Here is a 24,028-nt window from a genome sequence, read left to right on the forward strand (position 1 = left end):
TCCCTCCCCTTTTTTCACATAAAAAAATCCACCATGAATACACATACCTGATAAATAGGTTTTATGTCTTCATGGTGGAATAGTTTATTAGCAAATCGTACTAACATACCAATCCATTTTTTTGTTTACTAAATTGATAGAGTCATAACATCTCCCATACTATGATTCCATCTCAATAAGTTTATTATAATCTTAAAATGCTAATTAAACAATAGATTCACGATATGAAAGTAAAACGCTTACAATCTTGTTTATTTACTTACCGTTGATTTTAATTTCTCAGCATTTTTATTTAGTTTATTAACTGCTTCACCATACTCTTCTTCCAACTCATCAATAATGTCGGCAATTGAACTGATTTTTGTAATTGCTCCAACGCCATGACCTGCAGACCAAATTTCTTTCCAAGCCTTTGCATTCGATTCATTTTTCATTCCATCGAAATCGACTTTATCTTTCTTTTTCAATGTTTCTGGATCAAGACCAGCCTTCACAATGCTAGGAATTAACATATTCGCTTTCACACCAGAGAATGCATCAGTTAGAACGATATCATCTTGCGTTGCATCAACTAACATTTGGCGGTATTCATCATTTGCTAAGCTTTCCTTCGCAACAATGAAGCGTGTTCCCATATAAGCTAAATCAGCACCCGCAGCTTGTGCAGCCAATATACTTTTACCAGTTGAAATCCCACCTGCTAACACAATAATACCGTCCCAGAACGTACGAACACTATCAACGAACGCAAATCCATTTAAATTTCCAGCATGTCCACCAGCACCTGATGCAACTAAAATTAGTCCATCTACACCAGCCTCTGCTGCTTTTTTAGCAAACTTCATATCATTAACATCAGCGAATACTAGTCCACCATAACTATGTACAATATCAACTACTACTTTTGGAGAACCTAATGAAGTAATGACAAGCTCAGGCTTATGTTTTTTCAACAGCTCAAGCTCTTCTTGTAATCTACTATAAGAGCTATGAACGACCATATTCATTGCCCATGGTGCAATTTTACGCTCAGGCTCATTTGCGCGTGCTAAAGCAAGATGATCATTTAATTGACCCATCCATTGATCAAGTAACTCAATCGGGCGAGCATTCGGTGCTGGAAATGATCCAATTACACCATTTAAACAGGCTGCCTCTACTAGCTCAGGACCAGAAACTAAAAACATCGGTGCAGAAATAGCTGGCACCCTTAGTTGACTCCACCATTTTTCAGGAATTTGTTTACTCATTTACATGTCCCTCTTTTCTTTACGGAATATTCAGATTATTAATAATGATACATTAGTAAACTATTCTTTTCAACTCTATCTCTGCAAAAATGCTTCTTGAAGGCTATACGAAATAGCTAATTTAATAAACTTGATATACAAATATAATATACCGAATAATAAAAAAGGAGCTTATATACTAAATACACTAATAGATTCGTAAATTTAATAATCTTATACTTCAATAGTAGATAGAAAAATATTATTAGAATTACAGTGAATCTTTATATAATTAATTTACACTTTTTAGTCCTATCCTTTCTCTTAGCCTGTTCAAAATAAAAAAAGGAAAAAATTTCTTCATCTAAACAAATTGTGACAGAGTTCGACCAAAGAAAATTGTAGAATAGTCACATATAAGTAAATAATGTAATATAATTGTAATATTCTAATCTGAATTTCAGTAAACATTGATAGATGGACTACTTGGATATGGGAGGAATTGTTTTGGAAAGTACTTTAAATGTTAAAGGAAATAATATTCAACGGAGAAGATCGTTTAAACGCTCTTTCCCTTGGCATTTCATTATGATTGGCATCATTATTATTATGACACTCATCATTGTGTTAAGCTACCGGGCTAACCATTTTAATGCTCAAATCAAGGTAAACGGCATAAATTTAGGTGGTCTGAATGCAGAACAGGCACTAAAAAAATTAAAAACTAGCGAACTTAAAAATATCGTTTATGTTGGCGACCAGAAAGTCTTGGATGGAAAAGATACAAAAACGAACTTTACGGAAAATGATCTGCCGGCTATTAAAAAAATAGTAAAAAACCAGCGCACGTTTTTTCCTTCTTCAAAAGAGAAAAATTATTCTTTGATTCCAAGTAAACGAGATGAAGATCAAATTCACTCAATGAAAAAACAGATTGAAGATAAACTTCTCACTCTTAATAAAAACTTAAAAGCTCCAAAAGATGCGACTGTTCAATTGAAACAAGGTAAAATTATTGTCTCTAAAAGCATTAGCGGTGAGCAGTATGATGTCGATCGTCTATTAAATGATTATAAAGGACAAGAGTATACTAGTATAATCCGTCTAAAACCTGTATACATACAACCAATCAAAGAAGACAATCAAATTGTGAAAAATGAAAAGAAAAAACTTCAAGAACTACTAGGGAGAACAGTTCAATATAAGGTTCAGGATAAAGTTTATTCTTTAAATGCGAGTGAATACATTCAAAATGCTTCTGTGTCAAAAGATATGAACGTTACAATCGACTCTAGTAATCTTAAAAACAAGATTGCTGAAATAAATAATTCTCAATCTACATTAAATAAAAATTTCACCTTTAAGACACATTCAGGATCTGTTATTTCAGTTAAAGGAGAAGGCTATGGTTGGGCTTTAGATGTTGATAAAGAATCATCACTAGTTCAGCAGGCTTTTAAAACAGGTGAAAAATCGATTACTCCTACTCATATTATCGGAAATGGCTGGAACAATGAAGGTTATGGATATAATACGACTACGAACAATGGGATTGGCGATACATATGCTGAAGTGTCGATTGCCGAACAGCGTATTTGGCTTTATAAAAATGGCAAATTGGTTATCACAACGAATGTCGTTACTGGTAAACACATCACTGGTGAAGATACTTCAAAAGGAGTTTGGTATATCCTTTATAAACGAACACCATCAATCCTAAGGGGCTCACATGTAGGTCTTGGTTCTTATGAAGTTAAGGTCGATTATTGGGCACCATTCACGAACAGCGGACAAGGTTTCCACGATGCTAGCTGGCGTAGCAACTGGTCAAGCAATGCCTATCAAACTGCAGGCTCGGGTGGCTGCGTTAACACTCCACCTAGTCTTATGAAAACCGTATATGATAATCTCAGCACATACGAACCGGTAGTCATCTACTAAAAAATAGCATAATCAAAAACACTGAAACCCCATATTACGTTTCAGTGTTTTTTTATGATTAGTTTAATATCGTTACTTTCACTTGTTTTCTTCCAAAATTAATCGCATCTTGTTTATTTGGAATAAATACATCAATTCGATTTCCTTTAATAGCACCGCCAGTATCTCCAGCGATTGCTACTCCATAACCTTCTACATTCACTTTACTTCCAAGCGGGATTACACTTGGATCAACGGAAATGACTTTAGTATTTGGATTCTCTTTTAAGTTGATTCCGGTAGCCGTAATGCCAGTACAACCTTTACAAGAAGCTGTATAAGCAGATGCTTCCATTGTTATTACTTTTAAACCAGCCGAATCATTTGTTTTAGGTGCACTTTCTTTTGGTGTTGGTGCACTTTCTTTTGGTGTTGGTGCACTTTCTTTTGCTGCTGGTACACTCTCTTTTGCTGCTGGTGCACTTTCTTTTGCTGCTGGTACACTTTCTTTTGCTGCTGGTTCACTTTCTTTTGTTATTGATGCACTTTCCTTTGTTGCTGGTATAATTTCCTTTGTTTTAGGAACATCTTCTCTTGATGCCGATACAGTCTTTGAAGATTCTTGTACTGACTTCACTGTTGAAGTAGTTTTAGAATTCGTTGCAAGATTTGTATTTGTCATTTTTGATTGAGCTATATTTTTTACACCTTCAAAGATTACTAGGTTTAATCCAGGTTGAATTAGATCTGTATGTATATTGTTCCATTCTTGAAGTTGCGATACTGTTACATCATGATTTTGTGCAATATCCCATAATGTATCACCTTTTTTAACTTCATAATGTTTTTCTGGTGCAATGATCAGTTTATCACCAGGATGAATTAAGTCTGAAGTAATTCCGTTTAACATTTTAGTATTTTCAACGGTGGCATTATTTGCACGTGATAGATCCCACAAGGTATCCCCTTTTTTAACGTTGACGGTAGCAGCCTGTACATTAGCACTTACAGATACTGAGAGTGCAGCAGCTGCTAAAATGGTTGTAACTTTAACTTTGTTAATCATTTCTTTTTACCCTCCATGTTCCTTTATTTGCTAATTTTGAATAATCGTAACATAGATTTTTCTCAAAAAAAGTAACAGGGAGATGATAAATCATTTCCTTTCATCGCATGTTTATTACAGGTGTTTAACTAAAATTACTGAGCAAACAGCAAAAAAGAGCTTTCCCTCAAACTCTTCTCAAAGTAAATTGCCCATATTACTCGGTATTTAGCCCTTCCTTTTTATCGTTAAAAACTATTTCAAAATCTGACGATGGAAATTACATAAATTACAATAGATAAACAATTTCTACAATGAGTTTTTTTCTTTGAAGGCTCTGTTAGAGTAGATTGTTGATTTGTTTATTCAAGTCAACGGCTTTTTATTTACATAATTTCCCAAATCAATAGGCATTTTACTAAACCAACTCATATTAGTTTTTATATAATAATACTACATTTCTTGTTTTACTTTTTTACCAATATCACCTATTTTTAGAGAAACTTCTCTTTTGAGTTTCTCTCTTTTTACAAGCTAGTTTGCCTTAGCCCAAGATATAAATTAATCAAAAAAAGAGAATCCTCCTGTAGGGATTCTCTTTTTTGATTTTTAACGAACTAAGCATGCGATAATTGAAGATTCAAAAAAGCTTTTCTTTCTGTTGTATTAAAAGAAATTTTGATATTTCATCGTAAAATAATAAACAAGAGTTAAAAGAGCTAAAATTGAAAAGTTATAAAAGCTAAACCTGATAAGGTACTTTTTACTTTTTTGTGGATCTCTCTTAATAAAAAGTTTAAATGAAATTACACTTGCGAGGGAAGCTACAATTGTACCAAGTCCCCCTAAGTTTACACCAACTAATAAAGGCTGCCAATTCACTGAGAATTTTGATAAAAAAATCGCAGCAGGTACATTGCTTATCAGTTGGCTTAAAAATATGGAACTGAAAAAGATTGATGTGGGACTTTTGAGAATTTCGTTAGCAAATGTGTGTATTACCTTTAATTCCGATATGTTTCCTATAAATATAAAAAAACAGATAAAAGTAATAAGCAATAAATAATCAATTTTCTTCAATAATTTTATATCAAGTATACATGCGGTTCCTAATGCGATAATAAACGCAAGTTTGTAGCTTAAAACCCCTAGTATGGATACAGATATGATGCCAAATAGTATCCCCCATACTGTTGCCTTTTTTTTATTTTTTATTTGAATATTCGGAAGTTCCATTTCCAATGTTTTACTATTCAATCTTTGATTAAATACCAATAATAGAACAATTCCCAAAACCACTAATAGAAGAATTGTTGTGAAAAATTGTATAGGCTTTATTCCGTAGTAAGTAAATATGAAAAGATTTTGTGGATTTCCCATTGGAGTTAGGCTGCTTCCGATGTTAGCCGCAATTGTCTCTAGTATAATAGTATCTAGCATAGAAGTTTGTATAATCTTACTTATAATAAGTGTTAATGGTACAAATGTTATTAGCGCCACATCATTCGTTACAAGCATGGAACTAAAAAAGCATAATAAAATTAGGATTGCTGAAACACTTTTACTATTATGACATTTACTCATTATAGCAATGGCGAATTTATCCAATAGTTTTAGATCTTCCAGGGCCTTAACTACTAGCATCAGATTAAATAAACTGACTAATACTTCAAAATTTATATAATCTAGTTTTGGTGCATGGAAAAAACAGCTTACGATTGCTAATAAGAGTGATATGGTAAATACAATGTCTTTTTTTATAATTCCAAATTTCAATTTCACATTTTTTTCGTTTTCTACATAAATATATTCTTTCATCAATCCCCCTCCAGTACTTTTCTATTCTACTACACACCCCTGCTTATTGCATTTGAAACCTCAATGCACTTAATAAATACCATAATTCCCATTAAATCACAGCTATTGGAGTCTAAAAAAGAAAAAAGGTAATTGAGTATGCCTACTCATTTACCTCTTTTTTAAATTAAAAATACATGTACTTATTTTGATTCAATTGAATTAGCAGGTAATTTATCAAGCTCAAGATGATTTCTCAAACTTTTTATTATCGCATTTATGCTAGATTGATCCGGCATATAATAGTAAATTCTGTTAATATAATCGTCTTTTCCTTCCAATTTTAATGTCGTGATGTTTTTAGGATTAGCTTCTTTCATGTCATTGAATAAGTATAATCCTTCAGACAAGCTCATATTTGTTTTGACATTTTCACTAAATACACTTGCATAATTATCTATTTTAAATATTGTTTTCGGAGACTTTAATTTATCGATAATTGCCAGCATAGCTTGTTGTTGACGTTCTTCACGTCCAAAATCACCACGTGGATCGCGCTTTCTCATTCGAGCATAGGCTAAAGCTTCTGTTCCATTTAGATGTTGATTTCCTTTTTTGAAGTAAACCTTATAACGTGGTTTAGTATCTGTATATTGCCAAAAATCAAATGGAACATCAACATCAATTCCACCAATCTCATCGACAATATTTTTAAAACCACCAAAATCTACAGTAACATAATAGTCGATTGGGACATGTAAAAAGTTTTCTACTGTATTTACAGTTGATTGAAGACCACTGTTATATGCACCATTAATTTTAGATTTTCTTTTTTGAGCTGGAATTTCCACGTACGTATCACGAGGAATACTCATTTTTTGTATCGTTTTATCTTTGGGATTTACAGTTACTAAAATGATGGAATCAGTTCTACCACCTTTACCTTTTGTTGCGTAGTTTTCAATTCCAAGAAATAAAATGGAAAAAGGTTGAGTATCTTTTATTTCTTGTTTACGCAAATTTGAGTGAAGAACTTCACCCTGGGTAGCATTCTGTAATTTATAATATGTTCTTATTCCCTTATATCCAATAAATGCGATAAGAATTAGAACGATCAACAGCAATATTTTAAGAGGCTTTCTTTTTGTTTTTTTGATTTTATTACGCTTTTCTTCCATTTGAGCTCCTTTTTTAGATAATTGTATGGTCTATATTTTTTAATCAGAATATTTAAGATGAAAAATGACTAGAATATTTTAAACATTTATGTCGTTATACTACAATACAAATTTTGTTAAATTTTTTTAATGAATAAATTAAAAAGAATAAATTTAAATACAATTTTAGCAACGTAGTTTTAAATCTAAACTTGATTATTTTATATCTATATTGTTAGCGGCATTAGGGGAAATTATCATATTTAATAAGTAACAAATTTTTTGCTGGAATTGTTACTCGAACTTTAGACTAATTTTGCTTCAAAAATCAACGTTTATATTAAACAGAGCCCCTCTAAAAAAGAAAAAGGACCTATAATAATAGGCCCCATGCTGTTGAAAAACAACCATGTCAATTAAATTACCAAATTTTCATAAAAGGAGTAGAGTGATGTTGATTTCCATTACAGGATGCTCGCTTTCCATGGGGCGAGATTCTTTCGCCTCCTCGGCAAGCCTGTGGGGTCTCAGCCTTCCCGCTTATCCCATAGGAGTCGAGCATCCCTCCATTCCAATCAACTTATTCATCAAAAAATGTCTGCGATAACCCCTAATCAAATAGCCTTTACTTAGAGTAATCTAACTGTGGTATATTAATCAGATTGTAGATCAATTAATATTGAACATATATTAAATTAAACAATCGAATTTGTTTTCTAAAAAAAAGCTCATAATATTTTTAACTTCTAAAAAAAAATCATTTCTAGTGTTATTGAAATAATGAAATTGCTCAAACATATTAACATTTAAAACCATTTAAAGATCAAAAAATGCTAATTTTATCATTATAAAATGTTCACTTAAAGGCCGTTTTCCCTATTGACGATTTTATACTTCAACACTCTGGGACCTATAATAATAGGCCCTACACAAAATTAAACGCGATACTCATCTGCACGCCAATTTTTAATATTTTGTTTAATTTCTTTCGAACTCAGTCTTTCATTTACCGCTCTTTCACTTAACGCTACAAATTCCTCATCACTTGAAAATCGTAATGCAATGATTTGTCCTATTGTTAATTGAGGATTTAACGTTTTACCTGTTAGCGTAAAGTGACGAAAATTTTCTTCCATTCGAATGACACGGTCTTGTACTTTGTTGGAATAGATTCTTGTTAGAAAAAACGAAACAACTAATAAAAGCGAAGTGACTAAAATAAATACTGCTAACCAAATATGATCGCTATTTTTTATGGCGCTACATAAGTTAACGATTGAACCAATAATCGTGATTAATGCTAATGGTGCTCCAAAAAAGTGGAAAACTGGATGATACCTAACGTGATGATCTAAGCTTTGCGGTTTCATATGTACATCTCTCCTCTAAATATGTTTTATGTACCCTATTCTAACATTATTAATCTTACTACTTATTTATCATTAAAGAATTTTTATTTACAATAAAAAAATCTAATAAGTCAAAAAATGACTTCCTAGATTTGAATGTAAATTATATCCTTTTTTCATACACTGCTTCACTTATTACACTATACATATTTTCAACACCTTCATTAGAAGGTTCAAAAGTATAAGCATTTTCTTTTAAAATTCCTAGGCTACTTGCTTCTTTTGCTACATCAATATTGGCCCCCATAAATATAAATTCCCAATTATACTTTTCTTGTTGGTGATGGATCAGCTGTTTCACTTTCCTATACGTGAATTCAACACTCGCATTCTCAAACCCATCGGTAGTAATAACAAATATGACTTTACCAGGTCGTTCCATCTCATTGCATAAAGACAATCTGTTTCCTACATTTAAGATGGTTTTTCCTATAGCATCTAAAAGTGCAGTCGTGCCCCTTACAAAATAATCTTTATCCGTTAATTTTACTTCTTGTGCATTGCGTCCATTCCATAACACTTCATACTGGTCGTCAAACAGCACTGTTGTTACATTAGTTTCTCCATCAAAACTACTTTGTTTTTTCATAAATGCGTTAAATCCACCGATTGTATCACTTTCAAGTCCAGCCATTGAACCACTTCTATCGATTAAAAATATGATTTCTGTTTTATTACTGTTCATACTTAATCCGCCCCTTCATTCTTGATGTTATAATAGTAACTGAATTAATTAGTAGATAGGTCGCCTTTAAAGAGACATTTTGGAAGGGGGAATTTAACTTGCTTAACCAAGAATTTTTGATTGAATTACAACTATATGTAAAACGCCATTTAGATGAAGTAATAATAGAAGAAATACATTTTAGTCAGAATGAAATGTATGCTGCTGAGCCTTTACAAAATATAGAGATTGAAGCATTTATTAAAAACAAACTAAAACCAACATTTAAAGAGCTCTTATTTAACTTTATAGATAAAAAAAATGTCAGTGATCCACTAATCTATAAAAAGGCGGGTATTGACCGAAAACATTTTTCAAAAATTCGCTCCATTCCTAATTATCTTCCAAAGAAAAATACAATAATCGCTTTATCACTAGCACTTGAACTAAATAAAATTGAAACGAGCGATCTCTTAAATTCTGCTGGCTATACATTATCAGACAGTGATTTAACTGATTTAGTTATAAAATTTTTCTTAGAGAAAAACATTTATGATATCGATTTAGTCAACGAAGCATTGAACCACTTTAATTTAAATCCATTAATTAAATAAATAAAAAACATCTTAAATCACCTTTTCTGAAGTGATTAATAGATGTTTTTTCATTTAACCATATTCCATATTTTAGCAACTCACTTGATCTCTTCCATTATGCTTTGATTTGTATAATGCCTGATCAGCTTGCTTAACTAACTTTAAGTAATCTTGTTCAGTTTCAGCAATCAAAGAAGCTACACCAATACTTAATGTAACTAATTTTTTCTCTGATTGCTCATGTTCAATCTTTAATTTTTTTATATTTTTACATAATCGATTACCTATTTTAATTGCATCATTCAGATCTGATTTCGGTAACAAGATTGAGAATTCCTCTCCACCATACCGTGCAACAATGCCTGATGCGCTTGTCGTCTCTAATTGCAAACTAGTTGCTACTCTTCTTAAGCATTCATCACCTTTTGGGTGACCATATAGATCGTTATATTTTTTAAAATGATCCACGTCGATCATTAATAATGTCATTGGTATGGATGTATCATAGGATTTGGAACATCCATTTAAAAGTTGTTGTTCAAAGTATCTACGGTTATATAGTCCAGTTAGACTGTCTACATTTGCGATATTTTCCATTATCTTTAATTTTATTACTGTATTACGTGTTTGATAGGATATAAAGTAACTTAATAATAATGCTGGAACAAACATTAAAATCCAAAACCCAATCGTTTGAAATAACCTTCCAAATACAATCTCACCAATCGGTTTTAACATCCATTTTTCTATTAAATAGAAACTAATACATCTAAACAAAATGATAATAGTAGTCAGTACAAGAATTCTTTTCTTTTCATCCCATTTTTGATAATTCATATAAAAACCAATAAATAAAACAATTAATAACAAAAGTGAATCAATTAGGTAAACATAGTTAAATCCTTTAATAAAATAAAAAGCAATAATATCGAAGAAAAACATTGTCACTAAGGTAATATTCCCAAAAAAGATTGCCGCAATTTCCATTCCAAGAGCTCTAATTTGAATATTTGTTCCATGATCTGTGAAAATCGGGAAATTTATTAATACAATCGTTAATACACTCAATAGAATCCCGATAAAAAATTCTTGAAATTTTGATTTCCCTGCAAACCTTTGTCTTGCTTCTCCCCATAAGATGGAAGACGTTAGATAAAAAAAACTAATGATGATTGTATGGGTTATGAAAATATTTTTAAAAAGCATAATCCCCTCCAGGAATTACCTTAAAATAAATACAATTATTTTTAAATTATTAAAGAAACTGATCTATGGATTAAATTTATCTTATACTTAACTTTTCCGTAATATTATTTTAACATACTTACTCAATCGTTTGTATACAATTTTTATACAATGTTCGTAATTAAAAAAGACGTCTATCTGTCTAACAATGACCTTAAGACGTCCTTTATTAGTTCCATTCACGTTTTAATAGTTCTTCTGTTCATTTGAAACATGATCTATTCAACAATTCCTGTATGAAGTATATCTAAATTAACCTTTACATTAATTTTTGCACTCGAATACTGTTTTTTCCATTTTTTTCCATCGAATTCCCTGTAATGAGCTTCTAATTTTGAGCCGAAACCAATTGGATCAACATTACTTTTTTGAAGGAGTGAAATAAGCTCCTTTGCATCTTTTTCAATATCCCTTTCAATTGCTTTACTTATTTGTTTAATATGTTTAGGAAGTACTATTGGTTTTTCACCAGTATATTCTTGAATTCTGGCATTCATTTTCATATGAATTGTAAACTCTGGTTGTCCTTTTTTGATTTTGATATCATATTTACTTTTAGATTTTATATTATCAATTGCTACATATTCTCCATCAATTTTGAATTGATGCAATCCTTGTTTATAATTTTCTTTCATCCCTTTAAATATGAAAGCATATTTCCAAGGAATAATTGTTATAAGTTTATCTCTTTTGAAAGTTGCAATGCCATTTAATTTAATCTTGTCATTCACTATTTTTAACACTGGTAAATACGGATCCTGTCCTAATTCAAAATATTGATAGATAAACGTTGAGAAATCAGTATAGGGAAAAGGTCCAGTCTCTGAATTGTGTACAAGGAGATCGTAAAGATATAAAGCTATGTTTTCATCTTTATACTGTTTTAATGAAAGTAAATCACTTGTTTCACCATCAACTATAGCAAATTGTACGATATTCCCCACGGCCGGATCCCGATTAAATGTATCAACAATTGGAAAAAAACCTTTTTTGGCTAAAGCCAGACTGAATGTAACAACCCGCATCTGACCTGACATTAACCGATACCTCATTTGACTATCTAATCTTTCCCGTATTTTTTTTATTGATTCTCCATTTGCAGAAGACACTTTATATTCGATCTGTCCAGATGGTCGAAACACAGGAAAAACAACAGTCCCTTTCAGTTGATTTGGTTTTGGGAGGTCGAACCCAGCTGCTTCAATAATATTAAGTTCATTAACATTCGCAGACGGTACAAGTGCACAGCCATTTAAAGTTAATGCAATACAAATAATAAAAAATAGAAGGTATTTTTTCATTTTGCTTTCCCAGACTTCATTATCATAAATAGGATTGAAAAAAGTGGTATATAAATATAAAAAATGTAAAGAGCAATTCTACTTGTATAATCTGTAAATACATTAATTTGATATCGAGTTTCAAGTAATTGACAAACGATAAAACTAATTACACTAATCAATATTAATGTATACTTTTGCTTCCATTTAAAAATTAATTTTAAGCCTCTGCTTGAGCTCCATAATAATAGAGCTAAAATTGAAATAACCTTTATTAAAAAACTGGAAATTAGTATATATTCAAATCTTTCTAAAAATGGAAAATGAATTAATTTAGCTATATAGAGTCTCGCCCAGATTACATGTGCAATTTGTTTTTCACTTAATAGTAAAAAAGTTGTAAAAGCCGATAAAGTGAAGACTAAAGTTGAAAAAACGATTCCCCATTGAGCATACTTTTGAGAAGAATTTCCATTACGAATAAATGGAAAAACCATTAGTAATATTTCAAACCCCGCCATTGTATAGATTGATTTTTTTGCAGACAATAACAAATCTTTAAACGAATGATCAAGAATAGGTAAAATATTATCCATATGAACATATTTATGTGGCAAATGAAATAGCAATGTCCAAAGCAATGCTGTAAAGATTCCAGATAGAAATGCAATCCCAACTACTACACGAAACCCACCTGATACAATATAGTAGCATAATAATAAAATGATACTCGATAATAGCCACGTTGATATAGACGGAAACATCCAAACTTGAACGATTTCAATATATAATCTTAAAACAGAAATTGCTAAAATTAGATAATAGATTAGAATAACTAAACTTAAGATTGATCCGATAATATTGCCAAAAAATTGCTTATGCGCATCAATAATATCTCCTTGTGCCTTCGATAACATTTTATACATAATCCATACAACTGCGTTAACAAAGAACCCAGCAATTATGACACTGATCCATGCATCATAACCAGCATCTTGTGCGATGAGTCGTTGAAACCCTAAAACACCTACGCCTATTTGAGAGCCTGAAATAATAAAAAATAGGAGATACGGTGAAACTTGTTGTCTTCTATACGATGCCATTAATAAATCTCCCCTTTTTATTCATCAAAATCACTCGGTGGACCAGGTCTTTTTATATCATTGGTTGATCGAAAAAGTGTAGCTGGTCTTAAATTCGTAGGTCTTTTTTTCTGCTTTGCAAATGGTAATCTGATCCACAAATCATTAAATGCCGTTTTCCTAAACGGATACGATCCAATATAGGGTCTTCCTAAAGAGGTTAATCGGAGCAAGTGCGTTATTAAATAGAGAAAGCCCATAAAAATCCCTAAAAGCCCAATTAGCTGAGCCATTATGATAACTGGAAACTTTATAAATCGAATTGTATTGTTAAATTTATAGATTGCAGATGTGTAGGATGCAAGTGTACCAAGTCCTACTAAGATTAAGAGAATATTACTCGTAAGCTTAGCTTCTACAACAGCTTGCCCAATTACAATACCACCAACAATACCAAGCGTTTGTCCAATTTTTGATGGTAATCGAAGTCCAGCTTCCTTTACTAGCTCGATCGTAAGTTCTAAAAATAATACCTCAAAAATTGGAGGAAATGGTACAGATGCTCTAGATAGGACTAAAGATTCAAGTAAGCGAGGTGGAATTAGCTCATAATGATAGGTCAAAACTGCAACATAAAAAGGCGTTATGAAAATGGAAAGTGCAAAACCAAACATTCTTAGAAAACGGAAAAATGTAGCAAGTTCCCAATTGACATAATAATCTTCCATCGCGATAAAAGTCTCATCTATTAAAGCAGGAGTCAAAAGAACATTTGGAGAACCGTCAACAACAATGGCGATTTTCCCTTCAGTTAAACCTCCGACTGTCCGATCAAGTCTTTCAGTTGGAATCGATTGTGGAAAAATAGAATGCGTGTTATCACCAATCATAGACGAAATAAATGAACTATCCGGAATATGATCATATTGGATATCTTTTATCCTCTGAGTAACTGTATTAACATTTTCATCATCAGCAATACCACTTATATAGATAACAGCAACACTCGTTTTTGATAACTTCCCAACTACCAATTCCTCGACATGAAGATCAGAAATTGGTAATTTGTTTCGAATTAAATTGATGTTTACATCCAAATCTTCTACAAATCCAACTTGCGGGCCTAATGTAGTAGCTTCCATTATAGGAGGACCAATCGTTCTGGAAACATTATTCGATATATTAACAAGTAAACAATCAGTTATATTCTCACCATACTGAATTACCATATAACCTTTTAGCAATTTACTTTTGATTTTAGAACTATCTGAAGTAATCGTAAGTTGTTGAACTGGAAGTTGAGACATCAAATCTTCAAGAGTATAATTCTTTGTCAAATATGGAAGTATTTGATCATGCATGATCTCAGACCTAATTAATGTTCTGTAAAAATAAATACTATAGTAACTATCATTCTGAAGATCACTTGAAGTTTTAAATTTAATAAAATCATTTGATTTCGATAATTCATCAATCCAATTTTCTTTTGAGGAATCTTTTTTCATACCATCTTTATAAGTTCTCATACCATTCCCCTATTTTGATTTTATTTTATCATTTGAAAAGGGGATGGAAATTATTCTAATAAATGGAAGAAAAATACATCGATTAATTAATTAAACATTAAAAAGTTGGTATGTAAATTTAGGTAAGAATCAACCTATATAAATAATAAAATCCACTTAAGTTCCTTTAAGAAATTGAATTATTTTTTTCTATAGCTTATCAATTGGATTTTTAATGTATACTATTAAGGATTAAATAAGAAGATCTTTTATGAAACAGTTAATACATTTATAGTAGGAGAATAAAATGGCAAAAGAGAAAACGTTAGAACAAATTGCATATGAAAAATTAAAAAGTTTGATTCATTCAGGTGAGTATCAAACTGGTATGCATTTGAAGGAAACTGCACTTGTATCTGAATTACAAATGAGTAGAACACCGATTAGAAGAGCACTTGGAAGACTTGTATCCGAAGGGTTGTTATCACACAACAACTTTCATGGAACGACTGTTACATATACTCATTTTACTTTAAATGAAATTATTAATATGATTGAAATTCAATGGTGCTTTGCTGTATTTTGTGTAGAAAAATCCCAAAGGAAGCATACTCCATTTAATGTTAAACTACTTAGAGAAATTACTGCCTCTATGGAAAAAGCATACAATCAAGATGATGCCCATCATTATCACCGAGGGTTAACAAAGTTTTATAAAACATTCTTACTAAATTCTCAAAACAATTTAATCATCGAAATGCTTGATCAACTATGGAAGAGATTTACTGAAGAAGCAACGTCATCTAATGTATTTAATGTAAGAAAAAATAGAATTCCAAAGACAATAGAATTATATTCTTCTCTTGTTGATTGTGTGGAAAAATCTGAATTTGATAAAGCGACTGAAATATTAACTCAACTGAAAGAAGAAGCATTTATGGATTTAATGTTTTAATGTAAATTCATAAAAAACATCTAAACCTTTTAAGGCTTTAGATGTTTTTTTATTGATTAGCGAGAATTAACTAATAAAAATATTTTTGTATACAATTTTTATACTTAAATTAATATAACTTCAACTTATTTACTTCATAATTCTTTAAACATCCGCTTACTTCATTTATCACTTTGATTAATCTGATTAGATATTTCCCTTTATTTCCATATAATTGAAACAATTATTTTTCTATACTATTTAATCAATTTTATTGTATACTTTTTGTATAATATTAGTTCTTTCTTAGAGCTAAAAGAAGATTAGTAAAAGTTTTTGGACAATACATTAAATTTGTTCGTATAGTGAGTGGATTTATAAAAAATCCCCACTCTTGTTTAACTGCGCATTAAAAACACTAGAAAGTAGGATGGTGAAATACTTGCCAAATAATATAACCCTAGAACAAAAAGCATATGAAGAAATCAAAAAATTTATAATACAAGGTAAATATTCTGCTGGAACATATATTACTGAAGCATCACTTGTAAAGGATTTGAACATGAGTAGAACCCCTATCCGAAGGGCGCTTGTCAAATTGGAATCAACTGGTTTAGTTAAACATTTTAAAAACCAAGGTTCAATGGTGCAAAATGTCCAAATCACAATGATCGATATCGTTAATTTTTTAGAATATCGTTTATTTTTAGGCATTGGAAGCATTGAAAAAGCGAAAAGAAAAATGCTTGATTTCCCAATATATGAACTGAATGAATGCGTTCAGTTATTGAAAAATGCAGTAGCTAATGAACAGCATGATGTATATTTCGAAGAAGCAAATCGCTATCATAATCTTATTTTACAAACGAGCCAAAATGATTTAATGATGAAAACGATCGGGGCTTTACAAAATAAATTTGAGATTATTGCAAGTAAATTTTATTCCTATAGAAGAAGTTCAGTTGAAAATCATATTAAACAGTACGAAGAATTAACTAAATTTTTTGAAGAAAAAGAGTATGACCAAGCTTTGAAACTGTATAATGAAATGATGAAAGAAAAAATACAATCATTATTTTAGAAATATGAAAAAGCCTTATTCTTCACTTTGAATAAGGCTTTTTCAATGAAACTAGTAATTAACCTAATAACTTAAGCTGTTACATCTCGTTTTGAAAAAACAACTAATGATAATCCTAGGAAAATAACAAAATAGACTACTAGCATAATGACCGAGAATGTCATTGTCATCCCTTCAACTGGTGGAGTACCATTTACGTACTGCATTAAATTTGTATTGGCAAATAAGATAAACTTTGTCCAGTCAAAGAATCCAGCCAAAATAACTGTTACCGTATTTCCGACTGTTAATAATAAAATTGAAATACCGATCGCAATTGTGTTGTTCCTAAATACTGTTGAAACCATAAACGCCATCGTAGCTAGCATAAATGTTTCGATAAAGCTCATTACGTAAAGTTTTGCAGAATAGATAAGTCTACTTTGCTCTTCAACATGGCCATCAACATATGCAAGGTATGAAGTATTCCCACTTCCTGAACCAAATAGTACTAAACCTAATAGATTCGAAACTAGAAATAATATAAATAACATTGCAAAACCAAATAAAATACTAGTTAAATACTTTGACATAATTATTTTTCTTCTAGAAAACGGACGGATTAGTAATAGTTTAATCGTTCCCCAATTAAATTCACTCGCTACTATATTGCCAGAAACGATAATCGTAAATAAACTTACTAGTATAATTAAACTTGATGCAGTATCCATAAAAGTCCAAACATTCGTCTTTTCATCTGGTGAAATATTATGCTCTATTCTATACTCATTAATTGCAATTGTTCGTTCTAAATACTTTCTTTCAGGGTCATTTTTATCACTTATACCTTTTAATTGTTTTTTATCTTCTGCTGTTTGTACTTGTAATGTTTGCTTCCAATTCTGATCTGCATTTTGCTCTTTTTTATGTTCATAATATTTTACAAAAGAACCAGTAGCACCAACAAGTAAAATAATAAGAGCAACCATCACAATTGTACCTGGTCTTTTAATAATCTTTATCCATTCATTTTGAATCAATTTTAACATGATTTATGTTCCTTTCTTTTTGAAATTCAGTATCAACAAACTAACGAAACTTCTAAAGAGTTGTTAAACATTCGTAATTTCTAAGAAACGATCTTCCAATGTTTTAGCATTTGCTTTAAATCCATATATGCGAATGCGGTTTTCGACTAATAACTCAATTACATTCGGTACATCTTCTCTCGTTAATTCAATATGTATTTCGCCATCAACTAACTGAGCATTATGTTTAGATAATACTTTAAGTGCAGTTTCATTATTATTCACTTCAATTGAATACGTTTGAACATCTTCAGTTGTAAGCTCTGTTACTGTTTGTACATCTACAAGCTTACCTTGTTGAATAATACCAATTCGATCACACATCATTTCCATTTCTGCTAATAAGTGACTCGAAACAATAATGGCCATCCCTTTTTTCTTTGTAAGCAGCTGCAGGTGATCTCTCATTTCCCGGATACCCGCTGGATCAAGTCCATTCGTAGGTTCATCAAGAATTAAAACCTTCGGATCATGCAATAAGCATTGAGCTAGACCAAGACGCTGTCTCATACCAAGAGAATACGTTTTAACTTTTTGACGAATAGCCCCAGTTAAACCAACAAGCTCCACAACTTCATCAATCTTCTCTTTTGTAACATTTTTATCCATTCGAGCATATTGCAATAAATTATCATAACCACTTAGAAATTTATACAATTCTGGATTCTCTACAATTGCCCCTACATTCTTAATTGCATCTTCAAAGTTGGACTTAATACTATGACCATTAATAACAACGTCACCTTCAGAAATATTCATCAAACCAACCATCATCCTGATCGTCGTCGTCTTACCAGCTCCATTTGGACCTAAGAATCCAAAAACTTCGCCTTCAAAAATATCAAAGCTTAAATCAGAAACAATCTTCTTCCCTTTTATTTCCTTTGATAAGTTCTTAATTTGTACAATTGCCTTTTTCATTTCGTCCTCCTTATTTCCAATATTTTCTATATTTCTAATTCTATTTTAACAAAACTAATTTAAGAGCAAAACGGTCTAAAGTCTGAGTTTGTTAAAAATTGGAAGAAATTGTTACAAAAATATGAAAAATATTACATTATCCGTGGTTTTTCACTGTTTTTGAAATCTATACTTTACGTGGAATCTTTTTTTATCCATGCATGATATGAATGATTGATTGTAATAAAAGTGGTAATACCCGATTCGTTCTTTAGTACCACCTCAAACAAAAAAAGCAGTTTCACACTGCTCTACAACTAATCTACTATTTTCATTAAATAATCTTTATTTTAATATTATAAAATCAGCACTTGGGGCATATTTATTTTTTCTTGCAACTTTTTTTAGATTTTCTCAACCCCATAAATGTTAAGTACCTCTTCGTGCTCACCAGTTATAAAATTGTACTTTTAGATACAATATCTATTTTTATTTGATTTGGATGGGAATATGATTGATATCATTTAGCTACTCTAGAAATATGTGTAATTGTTTTTGATAATTTAGTTCTTGCGGCATCTGAGTATTCATAAGATACAGCTTTACCGTAATAATATACGGAATCCTTTGTTTGATATATTTTTGTTGTGTAATATTTTACTTGTGAACCTTTGTATAAAGGGCTTAGTGTAGCAGTTGCTGCTGCTTTAGACCACGTTTTTTTCAAAAACTTTTCTGGTATGTACGCTGATGCAAAAGAATATGTCCAATCACTTAATGAACAGATAACTTTATTAGAACCATTAAACTTATCTATTAATTTATAATCAATAGAATTCCCTTCTCCAACTACTACACGAGATTGTTTTTGAGATGACATTGGTGTACCTTCTTCAACAATTGTCTTTGATAAAAACTCACCATTTTGATTATACTCAACAACCTCAGTAAAACTAGATACAATTTCTTGTTCTTGTGTCTCGTCAACAACTTCGACTTCTTTTACTACATTCTCAGTATTTTCAACCTTAGTAGTTTCCTCTGCTTTTGTTGTAAAAGGTGCTAAACCCATTAGTAAAAATGCTGTTGACATTGCAATTAACTTTCTTTTCATAATTTTTTCTCCTTTCAAAATTTAAAGTTTAAAGTATAATTTAGTAAATTAGTATTCGATTAAAAAATAATAAAAGGTGGTAAGTATTTTGAAAAAGCCAGTATTAATAGTTGTAGCGTCACTTCTAATAGTTTTATTGTTTTTAATCATAAACATATTTGATGTAATCAATGATCCTTCTCTTTTCAGACAAATAGGTTTTGTATTTTTTACAACGCTATGGATATATGGTATTTATCAAAATAGAAAGTCATTTTTAAAGATAGGTGCGATGATATTCTGTTACTTTTTATTAATGTTTTGGGGCAATATCCTCTAATAAATTAACACAATAGTATCGACAAACTCGTTCGGATTCCTGAGCAAAAAACAACTCATTAAAAAAGTTAATGGAAATGATTTTTGACATTATTAAATATTGAATAGAGCGCTCTATAAATATTCTAATATAGTTCAAATAGTATTTTTTACATAAATAGTGGTAATTCAGTGAAAAATTGATGTATCTTCTGTTAACTTATTTGAGTTTTTCCATTTTTAATTACCTTTTTCAACTTCCTTCTTTTACATTAATTGTTACTAAATTATGAAAAATGCTTTAAGTTTTCACCTTTTCGCAACTTTTTCAGATTAATTTTATAGTCACTGCAGCGACCAAAATGTTAGGAAGAAATATGCCTATAGAATCCAAAGAATATAAAAAAAATAGCCTTAACCCTTTAATTTGGGCTAAGGCTATTTTCTAGGAAATTAACATTGTTTAACTTTTTGAAATTGGTGCTAAAATTTTATACTTTTTATGGCTGATTACAGTGTGATCGTGTTCGTAATAATGTCCGTAGTTACGATCATTTCTCATATCCACAATCACAGAGTTTGAAAGAACTTTTGTTACAATTCCTTTTACCAAATTCGGTTTGATCTCTTTTACTTTATCCTCTTTTGGCATAAATTCGATTTCGTCACCTGGTCTTACATAATATTTATTCATTGTTATGATTGTTTTATTATTTTTGCACATATGTTTATCACCTTTTTTTTTACTTTTATTTAATATTACAAAAATATCTGAATATTCAAAAGTGAACTAGATACTAGATTTCATCGTGACGGTGTACCTAAAAATCATTGAATAAACAGTGCTTGATAACTAATGTTTTATTATTTTATTGGGAACATTTGATGGGGAAGTTTAGGAATTAAATAACAGGAATTAAAAGTAAGAAAATATAATTCTAGGATAAAAGGAACAAAATTAGTGATCGTAATTTTTTTGATTTTATATGAAAAAATGTGAAGTACACCTAAAATATTATCAGTCTTATTAAGATATAAATATACATATTTTTATACATACTTGGAAATTTCCCAATACCGTCCTTTACATATCTATGAGATAATTTTTGATGAACTATTTAGGCCGTTCATCTGAATAAGAATGTTTAATTTTTGTAAAAAAAGGAGGTATTTCATAGTAACCAAAACAAAAAACTATCTATTCTTGCTCGGGGTGATTAAATGAAAATAGTAAAAGTAATTTGTAGTAGTATACTCATTATGCTTTGTTTATCTGGATGTGCTGCAAACAATGAGAAGCCAATCAAAAAAGTAGCGAAGCAATCCAATACGGTGGAGCAGCCAATTTCAGGTTTGAAACATACACCAGAACCAGAAGTGATGACGAACGATCGCCTTGGAATAATCGACATCAAGCCATACAATCATGGGTTTGAGTTAACTGGTAAAGCAACCTTACGAAAAGGTGAGCACATTACAGCGGTCGTGGAAGACGGAGCAACTGAGGTAGAATTGGGCGATTATGCTGTATACTTTGATGATGGTAAAGATGATTCCTTCTTTCTTTCTACATACGAAGGATTAGCACCAAATAAAGCGTATGTCGCAGAGATTCGGATTACATCAAGTCTTAATGAAACCATAGATTCAAAAACGATTGCTTTCCGGACGACAAACATTTCAAGCAAACCAAAAGGAGTCAAGGATGTATCATATTCAATAAATAATGAAACGGCTAGCATTCAGTACACTCGATTAGGCGATCCGAACGTTAAACAAATTCATTTCGAAGCAATTGATGGGTTATACAAAGCTATAACAAAATCAAATCAGGATGGAGTTGTATCAGAGGATCAATTAGAAGAAATGCCGTTTGATTATTCTGAAATCAAGGGGAAAACCATTCGGATTTATACAACTGATGGAAATAATAATAAAAGCTCGTTTGAGACGATCGACATCCCATAATAATCGTCTTTAACACTGCAATAAATGTGCACATCAGATGAAACAAAACCCACCATCTATTGGTGGGTTCGATTATATTATTTAACCAACGTTCTCAGTTAGCTTTATCTTTTTTGTAGGCATTCAAAATTAAATAATAAAATGATATTAATTTACTGTACGGCTCAATTCTTCATGAAGTCCGTTGCTAGCTAATTTATCCATATTTAGAAGCAAAGTTTTAACTTGTACAAAATCTTCAGTACGATCCAGTTCAAAGATTGCGAATAGATTGTTATTATTTCCTTTAGAAACCTTCATTTTGTATTTACGTTTACGGAATAGACGTTCTACCCTTGTTCCACGAGCTACAGATATTCTGTAAGTGCCATTATTATAGACTGTACCCGCATCAAATCCATTATATGAAAAATTTGTATAATTCTCTGTAGGTTTAGATACATTGATGTCTAATTCTTTGTTAAGAATAAAATCTTTCAGTAGGTCTAGTTTAGTCAATATCAATTCCTCCTTAGCCACTAGTGGCTTCTCTTGTAGTCGGAAAGTCAACCTCTGAAATATTAAAGGTCAGAGCTCATATAGATAGCTCTTCTTCCTATTCAAATGATCATTTACCTCAAAATGAACTTGAACTCGATTAATTTTATCATAATAGTCCAAAAATATATAATAGTAGCTATTTTGTTAATTTCGCAGCTTCATTTACTTTCAACTAATTTGACCAGGCTATTACATTGATAATCAAAAATCAGGAAGAAATATTCAATCGATTGCATCAACCAAAGGATTATTTTATGTTCCTTTTCTACTAAACATAATGACTGAAGTTCTTAAGTTTTTATAAAATTATATTTCATACTTTGTAGACTTTGTCTTAGAAGAAATCGAATGAGTTGAGATTATTCCATCTTTATTTACCTTGATTCCATGTAAAATCCCACCATAGGCAGCTGCCCCATCAATACAGATCTTCGTTTTACAAGGTGAATACCAAATATCAAATTTCCCTTCAGTCTTGTGAAGAATTGATGTTGGAGTATGGCCGAAGATAAATGTTTTATTTGTTTCATTTTTTCCATAATGAAACTCATCGCGGATCCAGTAAAATTCTTTGTTAGTCGTTTCTTTCCAATCCTCAAGATTAAGATCAACTCCGGCATGAACGAATACATAATTTTCCCATTCGAAATATAGTGGCCTAGATTTAATAAATTGTAGTTCAGATTCAAATTGCTCTTTCATTAATTGTGCTACTTCATTAGGTCCTCTTTTATTTGTAATTTCAAATTTAAAAAATGAATTAATTGTTTCTAAACCACCTTGTCCGTAATAATACGCCTGCTTAAACTCTGGTTGCTCTAGCCAGTCCAATAACATTTGCTCATGATTTCCTAGTATAACAACCGCTCCGTATTCTTTTTCTAATTGTTGCGCTCTTATCAAAACCTCGTATGGATTCTCACCACGATCAACTAAATCTCCAAGTAATACTAGCCTTTCATTATCTGAATTCCATTGTTTAAGTAATTTTTCTAATTCATTTATACTGCCATGTATATCTCCAATTGCAAAAACCGTATCCTTATCCATACATCCAACCCCTTCTGTAAACCTATTATTCCCACTAAATTGTTTAAATAATATTAATAGTTTAACAAATACGAATTATCAAAGTAAGTTATCCGTTTTATACCTTTTTTTCGTAATAAAATTTTATTTTAATGTCCAATTAAAGCTA

21 protein-coding genes are annotated in these 24,028 nt (G+C 30.9%); 5 read left to right on the forward strand and 16 right to left on the reverse strand.

What is annotated here, in order from left to right; genetic code table 11:
* Positions 1-251: 251 nt before the first annotated feature.
* Positions 252-1,250 carry an NAD(P)H-dependent flavin oxidoreductase gene (locus V5E38_RS14025; RefSeq protein ID WP_499210451.1) on the reverse strand — a complete coding sequence of 333 codons (999 nt, stop codon included), beginning with the start codon at positions 1,248-1,250 and terminating at the stop codon, positions 252-254.
* Positions 1,251-1,721: 471 nt separating this feature from the next.
* Between V5E38_RS14025 and V5E38_RS14030 the strand changes: the two genes are divergently transcribed.
* Complete coding sequence (locus V5E38_RS14030) at positions 1,722-3,170, forward strand: L,D-transpeptidase family protein (RefSeq protein WP_499210452.1); 1,449 nt, start codon at positions 1,722-1,724, stop codon at positions 3,168-3,170.
* A gap of 58 nt (positions 3,171-3,228) precedes the next feature.
* Here the strand turns inward: V5E38_RS14030 and V5E38_RS14035 are convergent, their stop codons facing one another.
* From V5E38_RS14035 to V5E38_RS14055, 5 genes are all read right to left on the reverse strand, one after another.
* Positions 3,229-4,215 carry a LysM peptidoglycan-binding domain-containing protein gene (locus V5E38_RS14035; protein WP_499210453.1) on the reverse strand — a complete coding sequence of 329 codons (987 nt, stop codon included), beginning with the start codon at positions 4,213-4,215 and terminating at the stop codon, positions 3,229-3,231.
* A 645-nt stretch (positions 4,216-4,860) separates the two neighbouring features.
* A complete protein-coding gene (locus tag V5E38_RS14040) occupies positions 4,861-6,012 on the reverse strand; it encodes a transporter permease (RefSeq protein ID WP_499210454.1) in 1,152 nt (383 codons plus the stop codon).
* Between the two features lie 182 nt (positions 6,013-6,194).
* Complete coding sequence (locus V5E38_RS14045; protein ID WP_499210455.1) at positions 6,195-7,169, reverse strand: LCP family protein; 975 nt, start codon at positions 7,167-7,169, stop codon at positions 6,195-6,197.
* A gap of 914 nt (positions 7,170-8,083) precedes the next feature.
* The gene (locus V5E38_RS14050; RefSeq protein WP_499210456.1) at positions 8,084-8,518 is read right to left on the reverse strand and encodes a DUF6526 family protein; all 435 of its coding nucleotides are present in this window, start codon (positions 8,516-8,518) and stop codon (positions 8,084-8,086) included.
* 142 nt (positions 8,519-8,660) lie between these two features.
* Positions 8,661-9,242 (reverse strand): vWA domain-containing protein, encoded by a 582-nt coding sequence (locus V5E38_RS14055; RefSeq protein ID WP_499210457.1) that lies wholly within the window; start codon positions 9,240-9,242, stop codon positions 8,661-8,663.
* Between the two features lie 98 nt (positions 9,243-9,340).
* Between V5E38_RS14055 and V5E38_RS14060 the strand changes: the two genes are divergently transcribed.
* On the forward strand, positions 9,341-9,835 hold the full coding sequence (locus V5E38_RS14060) for a hypothetical protein (protein WP_499210458.1): 495 nt from the start codon (positions 9,341-9,343) through the stop codon (positions 9,833-9,835).
* A 72-nt stretch (positions 9,836-9,907) separates the two neighbouring features.
* Here the strand turns inward: V5E38_RS14060 and V5E38_RS14065 are convergent, their stop codons facing one another.
* From V5E38_RS14065 to V5E38_RS14080, 4 genes are all read right to left on the reverse strand, one after another.
* Positions 9,908-11,023 (reverse strand): GGDEF domain-containing protein, encoded by a 1,116-nt coding sequence (locus V5E38_RS14065; RefSeq protein WP_499210459.1) that lies wholly within the window; start codon positions 11,021-11,023, stop codon positions 9,908-9,910.
* A gap of 257 nt (positions 11,024-11,280) precedes the next feature.
* Positions 11,281-12,363 carry a Ger(x)C family spore germination protein gene (locus V5E38_RS14070; protein ID WP_499210460.1) on the reverse strand — a complete coding sequence of 361 codons (1,083 nt, stop codon included), beginning with the start codon at positions 12,361-12,363 and terminating at the stop codon, positions 11,281-11,283.
* A complete protein-coding gene (locus V5E38_RS14075; protein ID WP_499210461.1) occupies positions 12,360-13,445 on the reverse strand; it encodes a GerAB/ArcD/ProY family transporter in 1,086 nt (361 codons plus the stop codon). Before V5E38_RS14075 ends, V5E38_RS14070 begins: the two co-directional genes overlap by 4 nt.
* A gap of 17 nt (positions 13,446-13,462) precedes the next feature.
* On the reverse strand, positions 13,463-14,950 hold the full coding sequence (locus tag V5E38_RS14080; RefSeq protein ID WP_499210462.1) for a spore germination protein: 1,488 nt from the start codon (positions 14,948-14,950) through the stop codon (positions 13,463-13,465).
* Between the two features lie 286 nt (positions 14,951-15,236).
* On the opposite strand from V5E38_RS14080, the gene V5E38_RS14085 reads away from it, so the two are divergent.
* Both V5E38_RS14085 and V5E38_RS14090 read left to right on the forward strand, forming a co-directional pair.
* Entirely contained in the window at positions 15,237-15,884 is a 648-nt protein-coding gene (locus V5E38_RS14085) for a GntR family transcriptional regulator (protein WP_499210463.1), read from the forward strand.
* Between the two features lie 421 nt (positions 15,885-16,305).
* Positions 16,306-16,944, forward strand: a complete 639-nt coding sequence (locus V5E38_RS14090; protein ID WP_499210464.1) for a GntR family transcriptional regulator — start codon at positions 16,306-16,308, stop codon at positions 16,942-16,944.
* Between the two features lie 71 nt (positions 16,945-17,015).
* On the opposite strand, the gene V5E38_RS14095 is transcribed toward V5E38_RS14090, so the two are convergent.
* From V5E38_RS14095 to V5E38_RS14110, 4 genes are all read right to left on the reverse strand, one after another.
* Positions 17,016-17,972 carry an ABC transporter permease gene (locus V5E38_RS14095; RefSeq protein WP_499210465.1) on the reverse strand — a complete coding sequence of 319 codons (957 nt, stop codon included), beginning with the start codon at positions 17,970-17,972 and terminating at the stop codon, positions 17,016-17,018.
* A 63-nt stretch (positions 17,973-18,035) separates the two neighbouring features.
* Complete coding sequence (locus V5E38_RS14100) at positions 18,036-18,932, reverse strand: ABC transporter ATP-binding protein (RefSeq protein WP_499210466.1); 897 nt, start codon at positions 18,930-18,932, stop codon at positions 18,036-18,038.
* A 499-nt stretch (positions 18,933-19,431) separates the two neighbouring features.
* On the reverse strand, positions 19,432-20,025 hold the full coding sequence (locus V5E38_RS14105; protein WP_499210467.1) for a hypothetical protein: 594 nt from the start codon (positions 20,023-20,025) through the stop codon (positions 19,432-19,434).
* A 760-nt stretch (positions 20,026-20,785) separates the two neighbouring features.
* Positions 20,786-21,046, reverse strand: a complete 261-nt coding sequence (locus V5E38_RS14110; protein WP_499210468.1) for a DUF2187 family protein — start codon at positions 21,044-21,046, stop codon at positions 20,786-20,788.
* Positions 21,047-21,543: 497 nt separating this feature from the next.
* Between V5E38_RS14110 and V5E38_RS14115 the strand changes: the two genes are divergently transcribed.
* Positions 21,544-22,290 (forward strand): hypothetical protein, encoded by a 747-nt coding sequence (locus V5E38_RS14115; RefSeq protein WP_499210469.1) that lies wholly within the window; start codon positions 21,544-21,546, stop codon positions 22,288-22,290.
* 147 nt (positions 22,291-22,437) lie between these two features.
* On the opposite strand, the gene V5E38_RS14120 is transcribed toward V5E38_RS14115, so the two are convergent.
* Both V5E38_RS14120 and V5E38_RS14125 read right to left on the reverse strand, forming a co-directional pair.
* Positions 22,438-22,788, reverse strand: coding sequence for a hypothetical protein (locus V5E38_RS14120; protein WP_499210470.1), 351 nt, complete (start codon positions 22,786-22,788; stop codon positions 22,438-22,440).
* 348 nt (positions 22,789-23,136) lie between these two features.
* Positions 23,137-23,880 (reverse strand): metallophosphoesterase family protein, encoded by a 744-nt coding sequence (locus tag V5E38_RS14125; protein WP_499210471.1) that lies wholly within the window; start codon positions 23,878-23,880, stop codon positions 23,137-23,139.
* Positions 23,881-24,028 lie beyond the last annotated feature (148 nt).

The organism is Rossellomorea sp. GAMAL-10_SWC (assembly GCF_049568075.1).
Lineage (GTDB): Bacteria > Bacillota > Bacilli > Bacillales > Bacillaceae_G > Gottfriedia.